The sequence below is a fragment of the Pseudomonas sp. B20 genome, from assembly GCF_020515755.1.
Classification (GTDB): Bacteria; Pseudomonadota; Gammaproteobacteria; order Pseudomonadales; family Pseudomonadaceae; genus Aquipseudomonas; species Aquipseudomonas syringae.
This window is the reverse complement of record NZ_JAHPJG010000001.1, coordinates 294363-314101: the sequence shown is the minus strand read 5'-3', so window position 1 is coordinate 314101 and position 19739 is coordinate 294363. Positions and strand designations below refer to the sequence as shown.

Here is a 19739-nt window from a genome sequence, read left to right as displayed (position 1 = left end):
ATGCAGGGCTTTTTGCAGGACCTCTGGTGTATCGAGCCTGTCAGGCCTCGCTGGGAGTCTTGGCCTGGACGACTGGACGCACCACCGGCACCGGACGCTTGTACCACCAGACACCTACCAATACCGCAGCAACGCCAACCCACTGCACGAACGTGAGCTGCTCATCGAAAAAGAAGAACCCGATCAGAATCGCCACCACCGGACGGGCCAGTGCCGAAACAGAGGCCAGCACCACATCGACGTGCCTGAGTGCATACGCCATCAGGCCATGGCCCAGAAGCTGGCTGATCAGCGCGAGCAACGCAATGACCACCCAGCCCTGCATGGTGTCCGGGAGAATCTTCGGACTGGTGAGCAAAGCGATGGGCAGTAACAGCACTGCACAGGTAAAGCTGTTCCAGATAATGATCTTGCGAGATGTGAAGCAGTCGCGCAGCGACTTGATCAGGATCAGGTAGATCGCATAGAAAAGCGCGGAGTTCAGGGCCAGCAGGTCGCCAGTCACGCTCTGGCTGGAAAACGCCACGCTGGCACTGCCGTCAAACACCAGCAGACACGCCCCGCCGATACTCAGGGCCAGCGCCAACACTTGATAGACACCGATTTTTTCTTTCATGAACAGATAGGACAGCAGCGCCACGAACACCGGGGACAGGTTCATCAGGACCGAGGTGTTGGCCATGCTGGTCAGCTTGACCGCCCAGTGATTGGACAGCAGATCCACACACGACACCACGCCCGACAATACCAGCAGCCAGAGCATCGCCCGCCGGCTGCGCGCCGTACCGACAGTCCCGGTCTCAGTGTTTTTACCTGCTGGCCAGGCGGCCAGCGCAGAGGCCATGCCGCCCGCCATGAACATTCGCAGCATCAGGGTAGACGTGGCATCCACTTCACTGAGCTTGACGAACGCAATGGCGGAGGCCACACCGATGGTACTTATGACCAGTGCCAGAACAGGCAGAAACGCCTTATTGCCCACTTTCATGACGATCCCTCGAAATTATAGGAGTTGAGTGGCGCAATGAATGCCGCCGAACTGCTTTTGATGTTCTGTGCAGGCGATCAGATGAACATGACAGTCAAGCTCAGCCAGCTGATCAAGCAGGCGTACCGGTGCGTTTTGATCGATCCAGACATGATTGCCCAATGAAAATGCATTCGCGCACCATGCCGCCATCATTTCGTCGTCCAGCGGTATCAGCCCGATACCCGCTACCTGTGCTGCCTGGCGAAACGTCAGGTCCTTGCCAGTCAGTTGCCAGCCCGATGACATGCGCCGATAAACGCTGACCAGGGAGCGGTCGGCTGCGTCCGCTCTTGTCGCGTCGATCAGCAGGGCGTCGCGCAGCAGGCAGGCGTAGTGATCCAGGTGAAACTGTTCGGGATTACGCCATATGTCCTGCACCGCCAGCACAACCTCGCCCTTGAGCAGGTTTGAAGCCAGCAAGAACTCGAGCACCGGGGCCTCGGTACGAAAGCCGGTGTTGATCACGGATACGTGTTCGTTTTCCAGATAATCACCGCCCTCGAGCACTTGATCGAGTTCGACAGGAACGTGACCATGAGCAGCGACCACCTGCTTCACCACGTCCACCTCGCGCGCCCTGTCCTGACGCTTCAGGCGCCCGAAAACCGGCTGCCCGCCGACGTTCATGAAGTGGTCCCGCGGAAACAGAAGCCCGTACAGCGGTTCAATGCGGTAGCTCTCGTAGGTAGCGTCCGGACTGATCCGGCCCAACTCGTCATCGTAATGCAGCCGTAGCTCGGGCTGGTTGATGATGATCTCGGCCAACTCCTGCCGACTGCAGCGGAGCAATTGCTGGTGAGCAAGCTGCTGGCGCCCGTGTTCGACATTGTCGGCAAAGCGCAACGCCCGCCTTGCCAAGCGCCGCATATCCTCGATGCCCACATGCGGACCGTCTTCGCTGAACAGCGCATCGGAGAGGAAAACGGTCGGGAAACCCGCTGCATTGAAAGAGCTGGCCAGAGCCATGACATCGGCATCTGCCTGCCGAAGCGAATACGGCTGCTGCGATTCCATGAAGACCGACATGGAAACAGGCTGCACGACAGAGGGAAGCTGCAGGAGCACTTTCATTCAGGGTTCCAGAAATCAGGTTGCGCGAATCGACGTCTGCAAAATATTCATGCACTGCACAATGGCCTGCTCTATCGCTGCCTGACTGTCGGCGGCGAAGTGCAGTCTGGCGGGGATATCCTCGTAGCTGAACGCATTCGAATCGCCCCGGGACTGCACGCTGCTATAGGTCAGCAGCGGATGGGAGAGCTCCATCTGCGGATCGAAGGTGAACCCGCCGGGGAACGGATTGGGCATCATCAGAAAACCGGTGATTCGGGTGTCTACCGGAGCGATAGCCACTTCCAGCGCGGCGCGGGTCCAGAGCTCATACAGGTCGATCCCCTCGCTGCGCAACGCGACAAACGGAATCTCGCCGCCACCGACTCGACCGCCGATCTCCAGAAACACCAGCTCGCCACGACGTTCGATGATTTCCAGGTGAATGGCCTGGTTGTGCAGGTTGAGACGCAGGCAGACTTCTTCGGTGAACGCGCGCACTCGCGCGATGAACGCCCGGTCATCGACTGTGACCGAGCCGAGCGGCAGGCCGTTGCGAAAGTCCAGGCAGGTGTTCAGGTACTTCGACACCTTGAAGTACGGCATGCTGTCGGCCGCCAGTATCGCGTCGACATGATAGATATCGCCTTCTATGTACTCTTCGACTTCGTAGCCATTGAAATCCGGCAGGTCGGGTATGTCTTCCAGGCGCTCGATCTTCACCACGCCGTCCGAGGCCGCGCCAACCTGAGGCTTGAGGATGACCGGAAAGCCGTGCTCGTGACAGAAGGCTTCGACGCCGCCACGCGACGCTACATTCCGGTACTGAGGATAGCGAACCGAAGAACCGGTCAATGCTTCCTTCATGCTCGCCTTGTTACGGCACAGCAGGTTATCGGCGACCTTGGCACCGGGTATGTTGAATTCGGTACGCACCAGCGCAGCGGCGTCCAGATCGTATTCCGAAAAGGCGATCACGAAATCGACAGGCTGACGACGATGAATGGCCCGCGCTTCCTGAAGTATCAGATCGGCGTCCAGTGCGCTGACTTCGACCACGTTGGCGCTGACCTGCGGATCAATCAGCCGCGAGTGCTCTGCCAGTGATATGTAGGAGACATCGACCTGCGAGTGATCGATGTAGTTGCGGTAGTCCGAAAGCTCGTCGTCATAGCGGTTGATGATCAGGACATGCTTCATACGATTCCAACCTCTGCGTGTACTCGCCCGACGAGGCTTCTTACAAGCGCCTCGTCGGTACCACCGAACATGACGTAGCCGATTCTTGAGGTCCAGTCCTGATCGGAGCCCAGAGCGTCGCCGGATCGGTAATAGACTTGGTGCGAAAGGTAATAAGGACTGTCGAAAATGTCGGAGAGCCCCTGCAGCTCGGTAAATTCGCTCTTGTCGCCTCGGGGGATGAAGGCGATGGCACTGACGCCGTTCGCACATGGCACGGCCCGACTGTCGATGTCCAGGTACTCACACAGTGTCTCTTTGGCAAGGTCAATGCCGCTGGCACGCCTGATCAACTCGACGATATTGTCGCCTGGAAGACGAGCCGCCAGTTCAACCGCTACCGGATGGCCTTGTGGCGTGACGCGCAACTCCAGATGGAAGGGCCCGACGTTCAGCTTTATGGCCTCAAGCACCGCCAGCGAATAGTCGGTCAGCACCCTGCGAAACCCTTCGTCATAGCCCTGGCCCACGATGTGACCGACTTCGACGAAGTACGGCTCCGAGCCGAGCAGTTTTTCCGTTATCGACGCAAGGGTGACGCTGCCATCGCTGCGCACGATGCCTTCGACACTGTATTCAGTGCCGGGAATGTACGCTTCGACAATCAGCTGGCCACTGGCAGTAAAGCCGATGTCGTCGGGCAGTGATTGACGAAACGTCTCCACCGCTTCGATCAATTCTTCATGGCTGTAGAGCTTGCGCACACCGATGCTGCCCGCCATATCGATCGGCTTGACCACCGCCGGAAAGCTGAAACCCTCCGGTACAGCTACCGGCGCGTGGGCATCCAGAAGGAAAAAGCCGATCGTGCTCAGCCCCGCCTCAGTCAGCCGGCTGCGGAAATTGAATTTGTTGCGCACTTTCTCTACTGCACTGTCGTGCAGATGCGTTGTGCCTGACGCAGCCCCCAGGCGCGCGGCCATGGGCACGGCGTACTCCACACCGGGAAGAACGGCGCGGATGTCTCCCAACTCATTGATTTTCTTCAGCTGTGTATCAAAATCACCGGTGTCGATTTTGATGACCTGACGTACCTTGGCCCGCAACTCAGCGTTGAGCTCCTGCTCGCCACCGTCACAGGAAAACACATAGACACCGACGCCCAGTTGCTGCGCCGCATTGATATAGTTAATGCCGGATGAAACAGGATCAATGACAACGATGGACATGGCTCAGTCTCCGACTATCCAAAACTTTCAAGTTCACACAAGGGAAGGTTCTTTAACTTGCCAATCACCCCATCCGACCCGACGCCGATGGTGAGCGTGTCGTGCATCAAATGTTCGCTAATGGCGAAGTCAGGGTGGGTCCATTCGGAAAAGGGAAAGTTGGTCACATGAACGTCGCATTCAACCGTCTTGCGGAAGACCTCTATACACCCTGCGTGATAATCGCTGAGGTCTGCACGGTTGACGGCATAAATGGCAACTTCACGAATACCGTACTTCGCCACCAGTTCCTGCGCACGACTCAATGCCGCGCCCATTCCACTTCCACCACTCACGACATTCAAACGACTCAGGGACTGTTCATAGACCGGTAAGGCAGGACTTGCAATTGAATATTCCAGCGGTTCGCCCACTGGCCACTGCAACAATAACCCCGAGAACAGGCCACCCTCACGCAATTTCACATGGCAGGTCAGGCTGTCGTAATCCTTGCCACCCAAGGTCACCACAGAATAACTGCGCACCGCTGAACCCTCGGGGTATTTCAAGCTGATGACCGACTTGGCGTTATAGAAAACCTTTTTGACCTCAAGCACGACTTCCATTATTTGCCCGGACAGCATCCGTTTGCTTTTCAGCCTGGCCTTATGAAAGGTGCTGATCGCAACACGAATATCAATATCCGTTTCAGCACGACTGACGCATGGCAGAAAGGCTTCATTCAAGGCAACGACCTTTCCCTGTTCCAGAACGCGCCCCGAAACCAGTGTGCACTTGCACACTCTGCACACCCCTTTGAGACACCCCCTTACCAACGCTTCATGAGGAAGGGCATCGGTAAGGGGTTGCTGACTCTCGGCGGTGTAAGTCTGGTCTCCAATACGCACACTGTAGATTGCCATTACACCGACCTTGAGTAAGGTGTATTAAAGCGTTGCTGCACGCAGGGCCTGGAAGTACTCACCGACCATCGGTATGAATGCCTTGATATGAACGACAGCCTTTTGCAGATCCTTCTCGTCCTTGATAACCGACGCCAGCATGTTGTTCATCATGCCGCTGTGGTCCTCGGCTTCGTCGAAAGCCACGTGCGAAGCCGCCCCGCTGACCGCTGGCTGGCCCATGCTGGCACTGGCCTTCTGGGTGATGAACGAGCTGTACTTGTCGCCGTAGTATTCGAGGAACCAGTCCCAGGTAATCGAGGACAAAGGCCCGAACTTGCTGACGCAGAAGTTCAGGTAACCCATGAGTTTCCAGGTTTCCGGAAAGGCGAACTGCGCCTGAACATCGGAAGGAGAATAGCCGTACGTGATGAGGTCCTGACCGAACATTTCGTCGTGACCGAACTCATCATACAAGTAGTAAGACAATTGTTTGGCGGCGGAAATGTTGTCGACTGCCGCAACCTGTACAGCACGTGCGTCCAGTTCGTTGTTCATGTGAATGCGGATCACGCACTCCAGGATATGACGCTTGTAGTAAGACTCATTGAACCAGTCGCCTTTATGGAACTCGCCCATGACGGTGTCTTTTTTGAATTCTGCTTCCAGGCAGGCATCAACGGTGCTTTCAAGCGTCTTTAGCATCTCAGCGGTGGATATCATCGGTTGCTTCTCTCCATGTTAATCATTAATGGCTTAATGATATTTAATATTCAGCGCCCTGCTGAATCGTGTTATCCGTAGCACAACAAAACAAATGACCGACGGCCAGAACCGCGAGCGAAAGCTGATCGATAGGTCAAACAACGATTGCGTAAAATAAAAAAATGACGTCAAACCAGTGCCCTTGCCTATTGCCAGAGGCGGCAGCTAAACAACCGGTGTTTTTTAACAGCCGTCACTGACACGCCCCCGAATGGCCCGGGCAATATCATCGCTTTACGTATTCAAGGCGCACAGAAAGACGGTCCATAATAATGAACGTTGCACGTCTAATAGCCCATGGCCAGAATATTCTGCGTGCCCGCCGGACACACAGCACCTACCACGCCTTTATCAAGGCATCGCAGAGATTACAATTGAGTTACATAGTAGGTGTTTATACGTCGCGTCCATGCAGTCACTCTTGGGATCCAATTTGTGTTGCGGATCCTAATGCGTCTGAAAACAGCTTGCAAGTAACTTTATAATCTAAGTATCTGCCAAATGGCTTAATAACCCGGTCGTTGCAGCTGAAAGCCCGTGAACGACGCTTTCCAGACCTCGCCGGGCAGGCTAGTCTTGTCAGCTAACCAGAGGACTTTCAATGACCGTCGGCTACTCGAACCGTACGCCCCAACAAGCGCTGGCTGCCCTGCTCGATCGCTACGCGCCGCAGCGCCTGCTGTTGATCGGCGCTCAGGCGTTTCCGGCGTTGCAAGCCTTTCAGGAGGCCCACCCGCAGACCGAGGTCGCGCTGGCCGAACCCGGTGCGCTGCCTGCTCATCTGGCCGCACAACGTTTCGATCTGGCGCTGGTGGTCGATTGTCTGGAACACATCCCCAAGCGCACCGGCCTGGAATTGTTGGGTGGCATCCGCAACCTCAACGCCAGCCGCATCGCGGTGCTCGCCGACTTGCAGGCCTGCGGTTGGCAGGAGACGGATTTTTTCTCGCTGGCGCTACAGTCCAGCGAACGCTTCGCCCGCGACGAGCAGGTGCTGAACCTGTTTACGTACGACTTGCGTGAGTACAAACAGGTGCCCGACTGGCTGAACGCGAAGTACTGGGCCAACCCGGAGAATTTTGGAAAGTATTGGTGGTGACCTATGAGTAGTGCCATTTGCCCCTGCGGCAGCGGCGATCTGTTGCTGGCCTGCTGCGGTCGCTATCACGCAGGTCAGCCTGCCCCCGGCGCGGAAACGCTGATGCGCTCGCGTTACAGCGCCTATGTGCTGGGGCTGACTGATTATCTGGTCCAGACCACTCTGCCGGTGCAGCAAGGCGGGCTGGACCGTGAGGCTATCGCTCAGTGGAGTGCGCAGAGCACCTGGCTGGGGCTGGAGGTGGAAAGCTCGGAGGTGTTCGGCGGCAAGCCGGAGCATGCGTTCGTGACTTTTACCGCTCGCTGGCATGATGGCAATGGTGAGCACAGTCATAAGGAGCGTTCGTCGTTCGTGCAGAATCAGGCGCGCTGGTATTTTATCGATTCAACCGTGCCGTTGAAGGCTGGGCGTAATGATGCGTGTCCGTGTGGCAGTGAGCAGAAGTTCAAGAAATGCTGTTCGGCTTATGTGGACTGAGTTGCGGCTCTTTGCCTGAGCGTCGAGAACTCCGCGGTTGACTATCATTCCCATGCTCCGCGTGGGAATGCAGTTCGTGACGCTCTGCGTCACACGGCGGTTTTTCTTTGTCAGGTAGATTTGGGTTCGATCTCAGGTCACCTTTTCGCCCCTCGGCGACTTACTTTGATGGGGCCAAAGTAAGCAAACCCCTTAGCTCCGTTTCCGGCCCGACTTCGTCGGGTTCCTTCGCCCTGTCACTGATCCGGGGGTCGCCGCAACGGACCATCCATGGTCCGGTGCGGCTAGCCTGGCGTACTGCCAGGCTACCCCCGGATCAGCGCCAGGACTCAGCCGTCACTTACGTCGCACTCTGCGTCGTCTGTGCCATCGGGGTAGAAAAGCACTTTTACTCTTGGCGCTGTGCGTCAGCCCTGACTATCGTTCCTCACGCTCTGCGTGGGAATACAGTTCGTGACGCTCTGCGTCACACAGCGGTCTCGTTCGCCTTAAAACTCCAATTGCGCCGAGAACGCGACGGTGCGTGGGTCGCCCAGGTAGCTGCTGTTGAGCCAGTATTCTTTGTTGGTCAGGTTGCTGACGTTGACGCGCAGGGTCAGGTCGTTTTCTGCAAGGCGCAGGCGGTAGCGGGCTCCGGCGTCGAAGGTGGTGAAGGACGGCAGGTCGTTTTCGTTGCTTTGGTCGGTGTATTGCTTGCCGGTGTAGAACGCCCCGCCGGTCATGGCCAGGCCTGGTACAGGGTTGATGTCGTATTCGGCATAGACCTTGGCCAGTTGCTTGGCGACGTTGGTGGGTACGTTGCCTTCATCCGCTGCGACGCCGGTTTTCTTGATTTTCGGGTCGAGCAAGGTAAAGCCGCCAACCACGGTCAGTTCCGGGATGACCTTGCCGGTGACGCTGAATTCCAGGCCGTTGTTCTCCTGACGTCCGTCCACGACGTAGATGTTCGAGGCAGTGGTGTAAACGTTGGGCTTCTCGATGTTGAACAGCGCCAGGGTCAGCAGGGTTTCGCCCAGCGTCGCCTTGGCACCGATTTCGTACTGCTCGCTGATTTCCGGCGCAAACGCCTGGCCGGCGTTGGCGGTCCCGCTAGGCGCGACGCCGCCCGATTGCAGGCCTTCTATATACGTGGCGTAGGTGGTCAGCCACGGCAGCGGTTTATAGACAAGCGAGATGTTCGGCGAGGTCTTGCTCTCGTTGTAGGTGGTCTCGGTTTCCGCGGAACCGAACGCCTTGGCGTAGACGAACTCGTTGGCGTAGGTTTTGATCTGGGTGTTGGTCACACCCAGGATCGCCGACCACTGCTCATTGAAAGTAATGACGTCACCGATCAGGACGTTATTGCTTTCCGAGCTGTTGGCCAGGCGCTGGTCGCCATGCCCGATGGAGTACGCAGGCTTGCCAATCTGAGGCGTCTGGTCCAGCGGTATCGTGCCCACCGGCGAGGTGTATTGCGGGCCTGGCTGATCGGGCGTGTAGGGAATGTGATCCTCGTACTGCTTCTGGCGCGAGGTATTGCCCTGATAGCCCACGGTGACCTTGTGACCGATGAAGCCGGTATCGAACGCCGCATCGAGAAACAGCGAGCCGGTCTTTTCCTCGGTTTCAATCGGGGCGAAGGCATACAGCGGCTGCGAGTAAAGGCCCGCGCTGTAGACCGTTGGCCCGGTGTAGGTGTTCTCCGAGGTGTACTGCTGGGCCGCGAAGGCCGCGCGCAAGGTGAAGGTGTCGTTCAAACGCCATTTGGCGCGCACGCCGGCCTTGTCGGACTCGTAGTCGGAAAACGACCACTTCTGGCTGTAGAGCTTGTCGTTGTCCAGCGATGCCGCGCTGGGGCGCAGGGACTGGTCACCGAAATACCAGTAACTGGTCAGGCCGCGAATTTCGGTCTTCTTGTGCGAAGCGTCGAACTGCACCAGCAGGTCGTCGGACACGTTCCAGTCCAGCGCCAGAGAAATCATCTCGCGACGGCGCTTGTTCAGATCGACGGCCGTTTCACCATCCTGGGTCAGCACATTGAGGCGATAGGCGAACTTGCCCTCGCTGTCGATCGGCCCGCCGAAGTCTCCATGCAGGTAGTAATTCTCCCCCCCGGCATTGCCCAGGGTGACGCTGTTGTAGCGTTGATAGGTCGGGCGCTTGAGCACGTAGTTGACCAGCCCGCCCGGCGAAGCGGGGCCGTACAGGAAGCCGGTCAGACCGGTGATGACTTCCAGCTGCTCCATCTCCTCCATGTAGTTGCTGCCGTCGGCACCGTTGGTGAAACGCAGGCCATCATTGGCGATGTTCAGGCTGCCCGCGCTGCTGAAACCACGAATATTGACGGCACTGGCGTAACCGGCGCTGGTCGGCGAGTACATCTGGGTGAACGGGTTGTGCTTGATGACATCGTCAAGCGAAGTGGCCTGGATGTTTTTCAGCAATGCCTGAGGCGTAACGCTGATGGAATAAGGCGCATCCTGCAGCCGCATGCCACCCAGCGCGCCGACGCTGCTGACGTTCTCGCTGCGATAACCTGCTGCTTCCGAACCTTCGAGGGGCGTGCTGTTGGCGTTGATGTTCACGTCCGACAGGTTCAAGGCGTTCTGTTCCATGACCATCAGCGTATAGGTCCCGGCGCTGCTCTGCACCAGTTGCAGGCCGCTGCCACGCAGGGCCTCGCGCAATGCCTTCGCCGCGTCGAAATTGCCTTTCACCGCCGAGCTGGTTTTGCCGGCAACCAGCGCCGGGTCAAGACTCAGTGCCAGACCACCCTGGCTGGAGATCCGATTCAGCGTGCTCGCCATCGGGCCTGCGGGCAGATCATAGGCAACCACGCTGGCCTGCTGCGCCGCCATCGACAGCGGGCTGGTCAGAGGCGTGCACAGGGCGATCGCCACGGCCAACAGACTGGGACGCAGAAGGGTGTCTAACGAACGGGACATCGGGCAACTCCTGATGGAATACTTCTCAATGCCTGTTAGCCGGACGAGCGCGCGAAAGTAACAGGGCTGATTGAAAATAATTCCGTTTCAGGATTCAGCAGACTCGTAGCGTCACTCCGGGATGATCTTCAGGTGCGACGTATCGGGCGCCTCCTGCGACTCGGGTTTTTCGACCTGTCCCATGTCGCTGCCCACCGGGGCCAAGCTCAAACGCGAGAGATCCAGCAGCGGCGCAACCGGCTGGGGCTTGCCAGGCAGCAATTCGACGCCCGCTTCTGCGACTGAGTAATCCGGCGCATCGACGTCCACAAAAGCTGCCATGTAGGCGTCGCGCGGTTTGATCTGCAAACGCCCCGGACTGATCGGGGTCTTGCGCAACCAGTTCGGTGCGTCGGGCGGCGGCGCCAGTTCGACCTCTTCCATGGGCAATGGCGTGTTCATTTCCAGCACACGCACCAGAGCACCCGCACGCTCGAGGGTGGCGCGATATTTCTCTGCCGTTGCGGCGTCGAGATTGTTTTTCAGAACCAGCCGGCGTCCCGAGAACAGGAGGTCCAGACGTTCGGCATCTGCATTGAACAGCTTGCCAAGGTTAGCCCTTACCTTCTCGGGTTGTGCTCCGGCGACCAGTTCGGCGCTGAAGACAATTTCGTAGAGATTCATGGAAGAAGACACCGATATGCACGTCAGTAAAAGTATGGCGAAGCGTCAGACAGCGCAATAAGCGCGTTGCCGTTGAACGTCGAGTTGGTAGACTCAGGCGTCAAAGGGAGCACATCCATGTTTTTTCAGGCGCACATTACAAGAATCATAAGCCTTGCGTTGATCCTGTTCGGGCTCAGCGGATGCTCGCTCCTGAGTTTTGACCGCGCTCAGGAGCCGGAAGTGCATTTGCTGAAGGTCCAGGTGGTCAAGGCGAGGCTGACACAGCAGGATTTCAAGCTGTACTTCGAAGTCGATAACCCCAACGAAGACAGCTTGCTGGTGCGTGGCCTGAAGTACAAGATCACCCTCAATGACATGATCCTTGTCGATGATACGTTCAGTGACTGGTTTGTCGTCGACGGTAATAGCCGCAAAACCTTCGTGGTGCCGATTCGCACCAACCTCTGGCGCTACGCGCGGTACATCGCTCAACTGCTGAAAAAGCCTGATGAGCTGGTTCATTATCAGCTGGAGGGCAAGCTCAAGACCGGCATCGTGTTCAGGCACAACGTGCGCATCGGCACATCAGGAGATGTGCTGCCGGAAGACCTGATCCAGCGCCGATGATCATTCCGGCTATCCGCCCAGCTTGCCCTTGATCAGTTCCAGAAGAAACTTCCAGATGTCCGCAGCCCACAATGCCCGGTTGACGGCACTGATCAGCGCACCACCGAACGATCCCAGCAAAAACCCCACGCCCGTGGTGTTGCGCGGATCTGCGACGCCAAGGTAATCACTGGCGATGCCGGTGAGGAACACTGCACAGGCCACGCCGGTCACCAGAAAAACCAGCCAGGCACGCCAGTCCAGCAGACCTGCCTTATACCACCAGCCAGAAATGATCGCACCCACCAGACCGGCTACCAGCCATTCGCCTCGGTCTGCCAAACCATTCAAGATATCCATCGGTTCTGACTCCGTTCAAGAAATACAGCCGTTCACGAACACAGAAAAATTCAGACACTGGGGGGCGTGCCGCGGACTGCTGCGGCGTCGGCACCGTTAGAAAACCGGAAAAATTAAGCATGCTTAAAACCACAAGCAAACGTATGCCACCAACCCGCCGCGCCACCGGGCGAGCATCAGAGGCTTAAGGTCAGTTATCGATGTAGCGCTGCCAGCCAATCCTTACCGAACCGTCTGGCTGACGGTCAATCTCGATGCCTTCGGTTTCTTCGATTTCCTGCAGCACCACGTTCCAGCTGTCCACGGGCTCATCATCACGACGGGCGACGATGACCCACTGGGTCTTTTGAACATTCGGCGCGGAGACCAGCCGTTGAATGCGCTTGCCGATCTGTTCGTAGGAAGACCTGCCTGTCGATCCAGTATCATTGCCAGCCATGATAGCCTCCGAGGCATAACTGTATATAAATACAGTATTCCAGCTGTATGAACGTCGCAAGCATTTCGTAGGACGTTTCCTGCCGAGCATCTTTGGCGAAAAAGCCTGCAAGCCTTTTCACGCGAGGCTTACAGCTTGCCAGTCATCCTCACCGCTACGCCGATAATGCGACAGTCGGCACCGCATTCGATCATTTTGTACGCCGGGTTCAGAGGCTTCAGGTAGCGTGTGCCACCGTCCTCGACCAGCTTCTTGAACGTCGCCTCGTTGCTGGCGGGCAGCTTGGCGATCACCAGCTTGCCGGGCTGCACATCGGCCTCCGTATCCACCAGAATCATCATTCCTTCCGGCACGCTGACGCCGGTGGGCGCGGTCATCGAATCGCCCTTGACCTCCAGCCAGAACGCCGGCCCCTTGGAGTCGTAGTCGGAGATTTCATAGCGGTCGGAAAAGCCGTCGGGATAAGGCTGAACCGCCTCTTCCCAGGAGCCTGCCGACACCCAGCTGATCACCGGATAGCGGAAGGACATTTTCGGCTGATCGATCAGCGCAACGTTGGCGTCGAAGGCAGGCGCCTTTTCCGGCCCTTCGCCAATCGCCAGCCATTCAGCACGAAAGCCTGTGGCCCGGGCCAGTGCGTAAAGATTTTCCGGCCGCAGACTTTTGCTTTCCCCGCTGATCCATTGGGTAACGGCAGAGTTGGCCACACCGCACTGGGCGGCAATCTCACCTTTCTTCAGGCCGCTGGCGGCGATTGCCCTGGCGATACGTTCCTGTCGGGTCATGAATCGGCTCCGCACATGGTAATAAAGAATACTGAAAAACGCTCAACTGGTACTAAGCATACTTAAAAAACGGCGCTGTGCGAATCGCAATATGCCGATACTGCTTGGCCATGATTTGCGGGATAATGCGCGCCAGATTTAATTGCGGAGTAAAACCGATGAACCAGCAAGACCATGTGCATGGCCCCGATTGCAACCATGACCACGATCACCACGACCACCAGCACGGCCATGTACACGGTCCGAACTGCGGTCATGCCCACCAGGAGCCGGTGCGTAATACCCTTAAGGATGTCGGTCGTAACGATCCCTGCCCGTGCGGCAGCGACAAGAAATTCAAGAAATGCCACGGCGCGTAAGACGCGGAGCATTCTGACGACGGCCTGCATTGCAGGCCGTTTTCATTTGAGTGTGCTGCATGCCTTCAATCAGTGACCTAAGGCATGTAGCCACTGGCTGCAATGTAGCGCAGAGCGTTGCGAACTAAAGGCGTCTGGCCAGCCTCTGCAAAATCCTGAAATAAACTAGTCCGTGCCGCTTGCGTGCGGCTTGCCTGCTCTCTAACGTAGCGACTTTTGTACGTTACCCCTCCAGGAGCTTGCCCATGGCCTCGCCAGCCCTTCGTCATTTTCTACCCCGATTCGGCGCTGCCGCCGCTGCGGCGAGCTTCCTGAGCCTTGCCGGCTGCCAGTTGGGCAGCGGCGATCCCGAGACCGTGCTGCCTGTTTCCGGGACGTTCCCGCTCAAAGGGCTGGCGCAAAATGTTTCGGTGCGCCGCAACACGATGGGCATGCCGCTGATAGAAAGCAGCAGCTACCACGATGCGCTGTTCACGCTGGGCTACGTTCATGCCGGTGATCGAATCAGTCAGATGCTCGGCATGCGCCTACTGGCGCAGGGCCGTTTGTCGGAAATGGCCGGCGCGGATGCGCTGGACGTCGACCGCCTGATGCGCTCGGTGAACCTCAAGCAGAACGCCAGCGACCTGTACAACGCCGCGTCGCCACGCTTGAAACGTTTCTTCGATGTCTATGCGCGCGGCGTGAACGCCTACCTGTTCCGTTATCGCGACAAGCTGCCTGCCGATATCGCCAGTTCAGGCTACAAGCCGGAATACTGGAAGCCGGAAGACTCGGCGCTGATCTTCAGCCTGCTCAACTTCAGCCTGTCGGTAAACCTGCAGGAAGAGCTGTCGGCGCTGGTTCTGGCGCAGAAAGTCAGCGCGGACAAGCTCGCCTGGCTACTGCCGACCTACCCTGACGAAGAGCTGCCATTTGCCGAAGCCGACAAGCTCAAGGGCCTGAACCTGAACAATCAGGTCACCGGCCTGAGCGATCTGAACAGGATCGCCCTGCAGCTCTCGGACCTGAACATGCTCGGCGTCGCGGCCTCCAGCAACTGGGCCATCGCGCCACAACGCAGTCGCAACGGCAAGAGTCTGCTGGCCAGTGACATGCAGCTGCCTGCCGGGCTCAATTCTGCCTGGAGCTTCGTGCAGATCCGCGCACCGAAATACCAGGTGTCCGGCGTCACCATCGCCGGTATGCCGCTGGTGCTCAGCGGTTTCAACGGCAAGCTGGCGTGGAGCATGAGCAACGTCAAGGGCGACAACCAGGACCTGTTTCTGGAGAAGATCAAGCGCGAAGGCAACCGCGTCTCTTACATGGCTGACGGCAAATGGCTGCCAGCGGCGGCGCATCAGGAAACCTTTCTGGTCAAGGGTGGCAGCCCGCTGCGTGAAACCGTGTATGAAACCCGCCACGGCGCGCTGCTCAACGCCTCTGCAACCCCGCCCGGCAACGGTTTGAGCCTGGCGCTGCAAGTTCCGAACTTCAAGGACGACAAGAGCCTGGATGCATTCTTCGATCTGTCCCGTGCGCCCAACGTCGAGAAAGCCTTCGATACCAGCCGCGAGATTCGGGCGATCACCCTGAACATGATCTTTGCCGACGCCTCGAACATTGGCTGGCAGGTCACCGGTCGCTTCCCGAACCGGCGTGAAGGCCAGGGCCTGCTGCCTTCGCCGGGTTGGGAGGGCAAGTACGACTGGGACGGTTTCGCCGACTCGATGCTCCACCCCTATGATCAGGACCCGCGCCAGGGCTGGCTTGCAGCGGCCAACCAGCGCACGATCCCGAAAGGCTACGGCATGCAGCTCTCCAACTCGTGGGGCTACCCGGAGCGCGCCGAGCGGATTGCCGAGCTGGCCAACGGTGGCAAGCAGGACCTGCGCAGCACCATCGCCATGCAATACGACCAGACCACCACGTTCGCCGCCAAGCTCAAGACCATGTTCCAGGCGCCCGGCATGAGCAAGCCGCTCAAGCAGGCCATCGATGCGCTGCCTGAAGCCGAACGCAACAAAGCCCGCGAAGCGTTCACGCACCTGATGGCGTTCGATGGCAAGCTCAGTGCTACCTCGGCCGATGCGGCGCTGTACGAGCTGTTTCTGCAGGAAAGCGCCAAGCAGATTTTCCTTGATGAATTGGGTCCGGAAACCAGCCCTGCCTGGCAGGCACTGGTGGCCAACGCCAGCTCATCCTACTCACCACAGGCCGACCACCTGCTGGGGCGCGATGACAGTCCGTATTGGGATGACGTCAAAACCCCGCAGAAGGAAGACAAACCGGCCATCCTCGCGCGCAGTCTGGCGGCCGCCATCACCAGCGGCGACAGCCTGTTGGGCAGCGATCACAAAGCCTGGCAATGGGGCAAGCTGCACCGCGACAACTGGGCCTCGACCAGCCCGCTGGCCAAGCAGTTGGGTGGCGGCGAGTTCAACCGTAGCGCCACACCAGCAGGTGGTGATCACACGACGCTGAACGTGTCCGGCTTCGAGTGGGGCAAGGGCTTCGACGCCCGCATGGCCCCCGGTCTGCGCATGATCGTCGACTTCAGCCTGGTCGAGCCGATGACCGGCCTGATCAGCACCGGCCAATCCGGCAACCCGGCCAGCCCGTATTACGCCAACAGCATCGAGCCGTGGCAGAAAGGCCAGTACCAGTCGATTCCGGTGCAACAACAGAACTACGAAAAGGGCTACGGCAAACAGCGCCTGACGCTGACACCGGGCAAGTAAGCACCGAAAACCGGACGCAGAGCGTCCAGAACGGCATACCCACGCAGAGCATGGGCACGATAGCGTTCTTCAGGGCGCCTGTCGTTCCCACGCTCCAGCGTGGTAATGCAGTTCGTGACGCTCCGCGTCACATGGCAGTGTTTCTTTGTCAGGTAGATTGGAGTTCGGCTCAGGTCACCTTTCCGCCCCTTGGCGTCGTCTGTGCCATCGCGACAAAAAAGCGCTTTTATGCACGATAGTGTTCTTCTGGACATTTATCGCGCCTCACGCTCCGCAGCGCTCACGCAAACTCCCCGAACTTCCAGATCCTTCCCGGCTCATAGCTAACAAGCCCATCCATACGGTTGCCCCATGGATCTTGTCGTTGCTCGCCCCGAAGGTTTGTACTGCCCACCTGGTGATTTCTATATCGATCCATGGCGTCCTGTCGAACGCGCCGTCATCACCCATGCGCATGGCGACCATGCCCGTACCGGCAATGAGCATTACCTGTCGGCGGCCAGTGGCGAGGGTATTTTGCGTTCGCGCCTGGGGCAGGACATCAATCTGCAGACCCTGGAATACGGCGAAACCATCACTCATCACGGCGTGAAACTGAGCCTGCATCCGGCCGGACATGTGTTGGGGTCGGCGCAGGTGCGGCTGGAGTACCAAGGCGAGGTCTGGGTTGCTTCCGGCGATTACAAGGTCGAGCCGGACGGGACTTGTGCGGCCTTCGAGCCGGTGCGCTGCCATACCTTTATCACCGAATCGACCTTCGGCCTGCCGATCTATCGCTGGGCGCCGCAGGCGCAGATCTTCGAAGGCATCAACCAGTGGTGGCGTGCCAATGCAGCCCAGGGCAAGGCCAGCGTGTTGTTCGCTTACTCGTTCGGCAAAGCCCAGCGCATTTTGCACGGCATCGACGCGCAGATCGGACCGATTCTGGTCCACGGTGCCGTCGAGCCGCTGAACCGCGTGTATCGTGAAGGCGGCATCTACATCCCGGAAACCCAATACGCCGGCGATTTCAAAAAGACCGATCCCGCGCTGCGTCAGGCGTTGATTCTGGCACCGCCTTCGGCAGGTGGCAGCAGCTGGATGAAGCGCTTTGGCGAATACAGCGATGCGTTTGCCAGCGGCTGGATGATGCTGCGCGGCACACGACGCCGGCGCGGTGTGGATCGCGGTTTTGTGCTGTCCGATCACGCCGACTGGCCAGGCCTGCTGTGGGCTGTGGAACAGACCGGCGCTGAACGCGTCATGGTGACCCACGGTTCGGTCGGCATACTGGTGCGCTACCTGCGTGAACTGGGCCTGGATGCACAGGGCTTCAGCACCGAATACGGCGATGAGGAAGACAGCAACCCGGCAGCCGGCGAACCCGAGGCTGCGGGCACGGGTGAGGCTCAGTCATGAAAGCCTTCGCTGAACTCTACGCACAGCTGGACGCGACCACGTCAAGCAACGCCAAACTCGCCGCAATGCGCGACTACTTCGAAAAGGCGGCAGCAGAGGACGCCGCCTGGGCGGTTTACTTCCTGTCAGGCGGCCGCCCACGGCAACTGGTGCCTACCCGGGTGCTGCGCGAACAGGCGATGACCCTGGGAAATCTGCCGGAATGGCTGTTCGAAGAAAGCTATCAGGCAGTCGGCGACCTGGCGGAAACCCTGTCGCTGTTGCTGCCCCAGGCCGACCACAGTAATGACGAAGGTCTGGCCACCTGGATGGAAGACAAGCTGTTGCCATTGCGCGGTCTGCCGCCTGAAGAACTCGCCGAGCGGCTGCCGCTGTTCTGGTCGCAGCTGGACCGCAGCAGCCTGATGGTCTGCATCAAGCTGATCACCGGCAGCTTCCGCGTCGGCGTGTCCAAGCTGCTGGTCACCCGTGCGCTGGCGGCGCTGGCAGACATCGACAGCAAACGTGTCGCACAACGATTGGTGGGCTACACCGACCTGTCGCACCGGCCCAGCGCCGAACGCTATTTGAAGCTGATCGCGCCTGAATCCGAAGACGAGCACGCCCAACGCGGCGGCCAGCCCTACCCGTTTTTTCTCGCCCACTCGCTGCAACAGCCCGCCGATCAGTTCGAGGCGTTGCTTGGTCCGGCGCAGAACTGGCAGGTGGAATGGAAGTGGGACGGTATTCGCGCGCAACTGGTCAAACGTGACGGGCGATTGTGGATCTGGTCGCGTGGCGAGGAACTGGTGACCGACCGTTTTCCGGAGCTGCATAGCCTGGTGCAGTGCCTGCCGGACGGCACGGTGATCGACGGCGAAATCGTGGTCTGGAAAGCCCCCGATGCGAACCCCGATGCCGATGCGGAGTTTGCCTTGAACAGCGATGCGCCTGCGGCTGCGCCCTCGGTTCAACCGTTCGCCCTGCTGCAACAGCGCATAGGCCGAAAGACGCTGGGCAAAAAGATTCTTGCCGACGTTCCGGTCGTGGTGCTCGCCTATGACCTGCTGGAGTGGCAAGGCGATGACTGGCGCAGTCGCCCGCAACATGAGCGCCGCTCGCGACTGGAAGCCCTGATCGAAACCTGCCAGAGCGAGGTGCTGATGCCCTCCCCGGTGCTCACCGGCAAGGATTGGCTGGACCTGGCCACCCAGCGCGAAGCCTCGCGCAGCCTGGGCGTCGAGGGCATGATGCTCAAGGCTCGCGACTCGCTGTATGGCGTCGGCCGCACCAAGGACATGGGGGTGTGGTGGAAATGGAAAATCGACCCGTTCAGTGTCGATGCCGTGCTGATTTACGCGCAACGCGGTCACGGACGACGTGCCAGCCTGTACAGCGACTACACCTTTGCAGTCTGGGACGGCCCGCCCGACGCCACTGAGCGCACACTGGTGCCGTTCGCCAAGGCTTACTCGGGGCTGACCGATGAAGAAATGCGCAAGGTCGACGCCATCGTTCGCAAGACGACAGTGGAGAAGTTCGGGCCGGTCAGCAGCGTAACGCCGACGCTGGTGTTCGAGCTGGGCTTTGAAGGGATCGCCCTGTCGAAGCGCCACAAGAGCGGCATCGCGGTGCGTTTCCCGCGCATGCTGCGCTGGCGGCAGGACAAGCCGGTCGCCGAAGCCGACAGTCTGGCGACGCTGCAGGACCTGCTGAACTAGGGCACCAAAAAGGCGCACGCCAAATAGCGTGCACCTTTTTGAAACACCACCAGACAAATCATCCCGCTCGCTTGTAGGAAACTTCCTGATTCG

At 58.8% G+C, this 19739-nt stretch carries 18 protein-coding genes; 7 read left to right on the top strand and 11 right to left on the bottom strand.

Annotated features, from left to right (window positions below; all coding sequences use genetic code 11):
• Window positions 1-40 precede the first annotated feature (40 nt).
• Genes LIX91_RS01370 through LIX91_RS01345 form a run of 6 tightly spaced genes read right to left on the bottom strand, consistent with a single transcriptional unit; the run spans window position 41 to window position 6092 of the window.
• A complete protein-coding gene (locus LIX91_RS01370) occupies window positions 41-988 on the bottom strand; it encodes a DMT family transporter (RefSeq protein WP_103696344.1) in 948 nt (315 codons plus the stop codon).
• 15 nt (window positions 989-1003) lie between these two features.
• On the bottom strand, window positions 1004-2101 hold the full coding sequence (locus tag LIX91_RS01365; protein ID WP_226487865.1) for an arginine deiminase family protein: 1098 nt from the start codon (window positions 2099-2101) through the stop codon (window positions 1004-1006).
• Window positions 2102-2116: 15 nt separating this feature from the next.
• On the bottom strand, window positions 2117-3280 hold the full coding sequence (locus tag LIX91_RS01360; protein ID WP_226487864.1) for an acetyl-CoA carboxylase biotin carboxylase subunit family protein: 1164 nt from the start codon (window positions 3278-3280) through the stop codon (window positions 2117-2119).
• Window positions 3277-4488, bottom strand: a complete 1212-nt coding sequence (locus tag LIX91_RS01355; RefSeq protein WP_226487863.1) for an acetyl-CoA carboxylase biotin carboxylase subunit family protein — start codon at window positions 4486-4488, stop codon at window positions 3277-3279. The genes LIX91_RS01360 and LIX91_RS01355 overlap by 4 nt, the downstream gene beginning before the upstream one ends.
• 14 nt (window positions 4489-4502) lie before the next feature.
• The gene (locus tag LIX91_RS01350; protein WP_143524605.1) at window positions 4503-5390 is read right to left on the bottom strand and encodes a 2Fe-2S iron-sulfur cluster-binding protein; all 888 of its coding nucleotides are present in this window, start codon (window positions 5388-5390) and stop codon (window positions 4503-4505) included.
• 24 nt (window positions 5391-5414) lie between these two features.
• Entirely contained in the window at window positions 5415-6092 is a 678-nt protein-coding gene (locus tag LIX91_RS01345) for a hypothetical protein (RefSeq protein ID WP_003412868.1), read from the bottom strand.
• A gap of 643 nt (window positions 6093-6735) precedes the next feature.
• Here LIX91_RS01345 and LIX91_RS01340 point away from each other — a divergent pair.
• Both LIX91_RS01340 and LIX91_RS01335 read left to right on the top strand, forming a co-directional pair.
• A complete protein-coding gene (locus LIX91_RS01340; RefSeq protein WP_003314411.1) occupies window positions 6736-7233 on the top strand; it encodes a DUF6231 family protein in 498 nt (165 codons plus the stop codon).
• A 3-nt stretch (window positions 7234-7236) separates the two neighbouring features.
• Window positions 7237-7710 carry a YchJ family protein gene (locus tag LIX91_RS01335; protein ID WP_226487862.1) on the top strand — a complete coding sequence of 158 codons (474 nt, stop codon included), beginning with the start codon at window positions 7237-7239 and terminating at the stop codon, window positions 7708-7710.
• 488 nt (window positions 7711-8198) lie between these two features.
• Here the strand turns inward: LIX91_RS01335 and LIX91_RS01330 are convergent, their stop codons facing one another.
• Together LIX91_RS01330 and LIX91_RS01325 are read right to left on the bottom strand one after the other, a co-directional pair.
• Window positions 8199-10634 (bottom strand): TonB-dependent receptor, encoded by a 2436-nt coding sequence (locus tag LIX91_RS01330; protein ID WP_226487861.1) that lies wholly within the window; start codon window positions 10632-10634, stop codon window positions 8199-8201.
• A 111-nt stretch (window positions 10635-10745) separates the two neighbouring features.
• Window positions 10746-11297 carry a hypothetical protein gene (locus tag LIX91_RS01325; protein WP_226487860.1) on the bottom strand — a complete coding sequence of 184 codons (552 nt, stop codon included), beginning with the start codon at window positions 11295-11297 and terminating at the stop codon, window positions 10746-10748.
• 117 nt (window positions 11298-11414) lie between these two features.
• Between LIX91_RS01325 and LIX91_RS01320 the strand changes: the two genes are divergently transcribed.
• Window positions 11415-11906 (top strand): LEA type 2 family protein, encoded by a 492-nt coding sequence (locus tag LIX91_RS01320; protein WP_226487859.1) that lies wholly within the window; start codon window positions 11415-11417, stop codon window positions 11904-11906.
• A gap of 9 nt (window positions 11907-11915) precedes the next feature.
• Here LIX91_RS01320 and LIX91_RS01315 read toward each other — a convergent pair whose 3' ends face one another.
• The 3 genes from LIX91_RS01315 to LIX91_RS01305 all read right to left on the bottom strand — a co-directional run bounded on the left by LIX91_RS01315 (window position 11916) and on the right by LIX91_RS01305 (window position 13469).
• Window positions 11916-12245 carry an MFS transporter gene (locus LIX91_RS01315; protein ID WP_226487858.1) on the bottom strand — a complete coding sequence of 110 codons (330 nt, stop codon included), beginning with the start codon at window positions 12243-12245 and terminating at the stop codon, window positions 11916-11918.
• A gap of 190 nt (window positions 12246-12435) precedes the next feature.
• Window positions 12436-12684, bottom strand: coding sequence for a DUF1654 domain-containing protein (locus tag LIX91_RS01310; protein ID WP_003314405.1), 249 nt, complete (start codon window positions 12682-12684; stop codon window positions 12436-12438).
• 128 nt (window positions 12685-12812) lie between these two features.
• Window positions 12813-13469: a LexA family protein gene (locus LIX91_RS01305; RefSeq protein ID WP_003412879.1), complete on the bottom strand. Its 657-nt coding sequence runs from the start codon at window positions 13467-13469 to the stop codon at window positions 12813-12815.
• A gap of 158 nt (window positions 13470-13627) precedes the next feature.
• Between LIX91_RS01305 and LIX91_RS01300 the strand changes: the two genes are divergently transcribed.
• The 4 genes from LIX91_RS01300 to LIX91_RS01285 all read left to right on the top strand — a co-directional run bounded on the left by LIX91_RS01300 (window position 13628) and on the right by LIX91_RS01285 (window position 19646).
• The gene (locus tag LIX91_RS01300; protein WP_003402305.1) at window positions 13628-13828 is read left to right on the top strand and encodes an SEC-C metal-binding domain-containing protein; all 201 of its coding nucleotides are present in this window, start codon (window positions 13628-13630) and stop codon (window positions 13826-13828) included.
• 245 nt (window positions 13829-14073) lie between these two features.
• Entirely contained in the window at window positions 14074-16548 is a 2475-nt protein-coding gene (locus LIX91_RS01295; protein ID WP_226487857.1) for a penicillin acylase family protein, read from the top strand.
• A 351-nt stretch (window positions 16549-16899) separates the two neighbouring features.
• Entirely contained in the window at window positions 16900-17946 is a 1047-nt protein-coding gene (locus LIX91_RS01290; protein ID WP_003402302.1) for a ligase-associated DNA damage response exonuclease, read from the top strand.
• On the top strand, window positions 17943-19646 hold the full coding sequence (locus LIX91_RS01285; protein ID WP_226487856.1) for an ATP-dependent DNA ligase: 1704 nt from the start codon (window positions 17943-17945) through the stop codon (window positions 19644-19646). Before LIX91_RS01290 ends, LIX91_RS01285 begins: the two co-directional genes overlap by 4 nt.
• The last annotated feature ends 93 nt before the right edge of the window (window positions 19647-19739 follow it).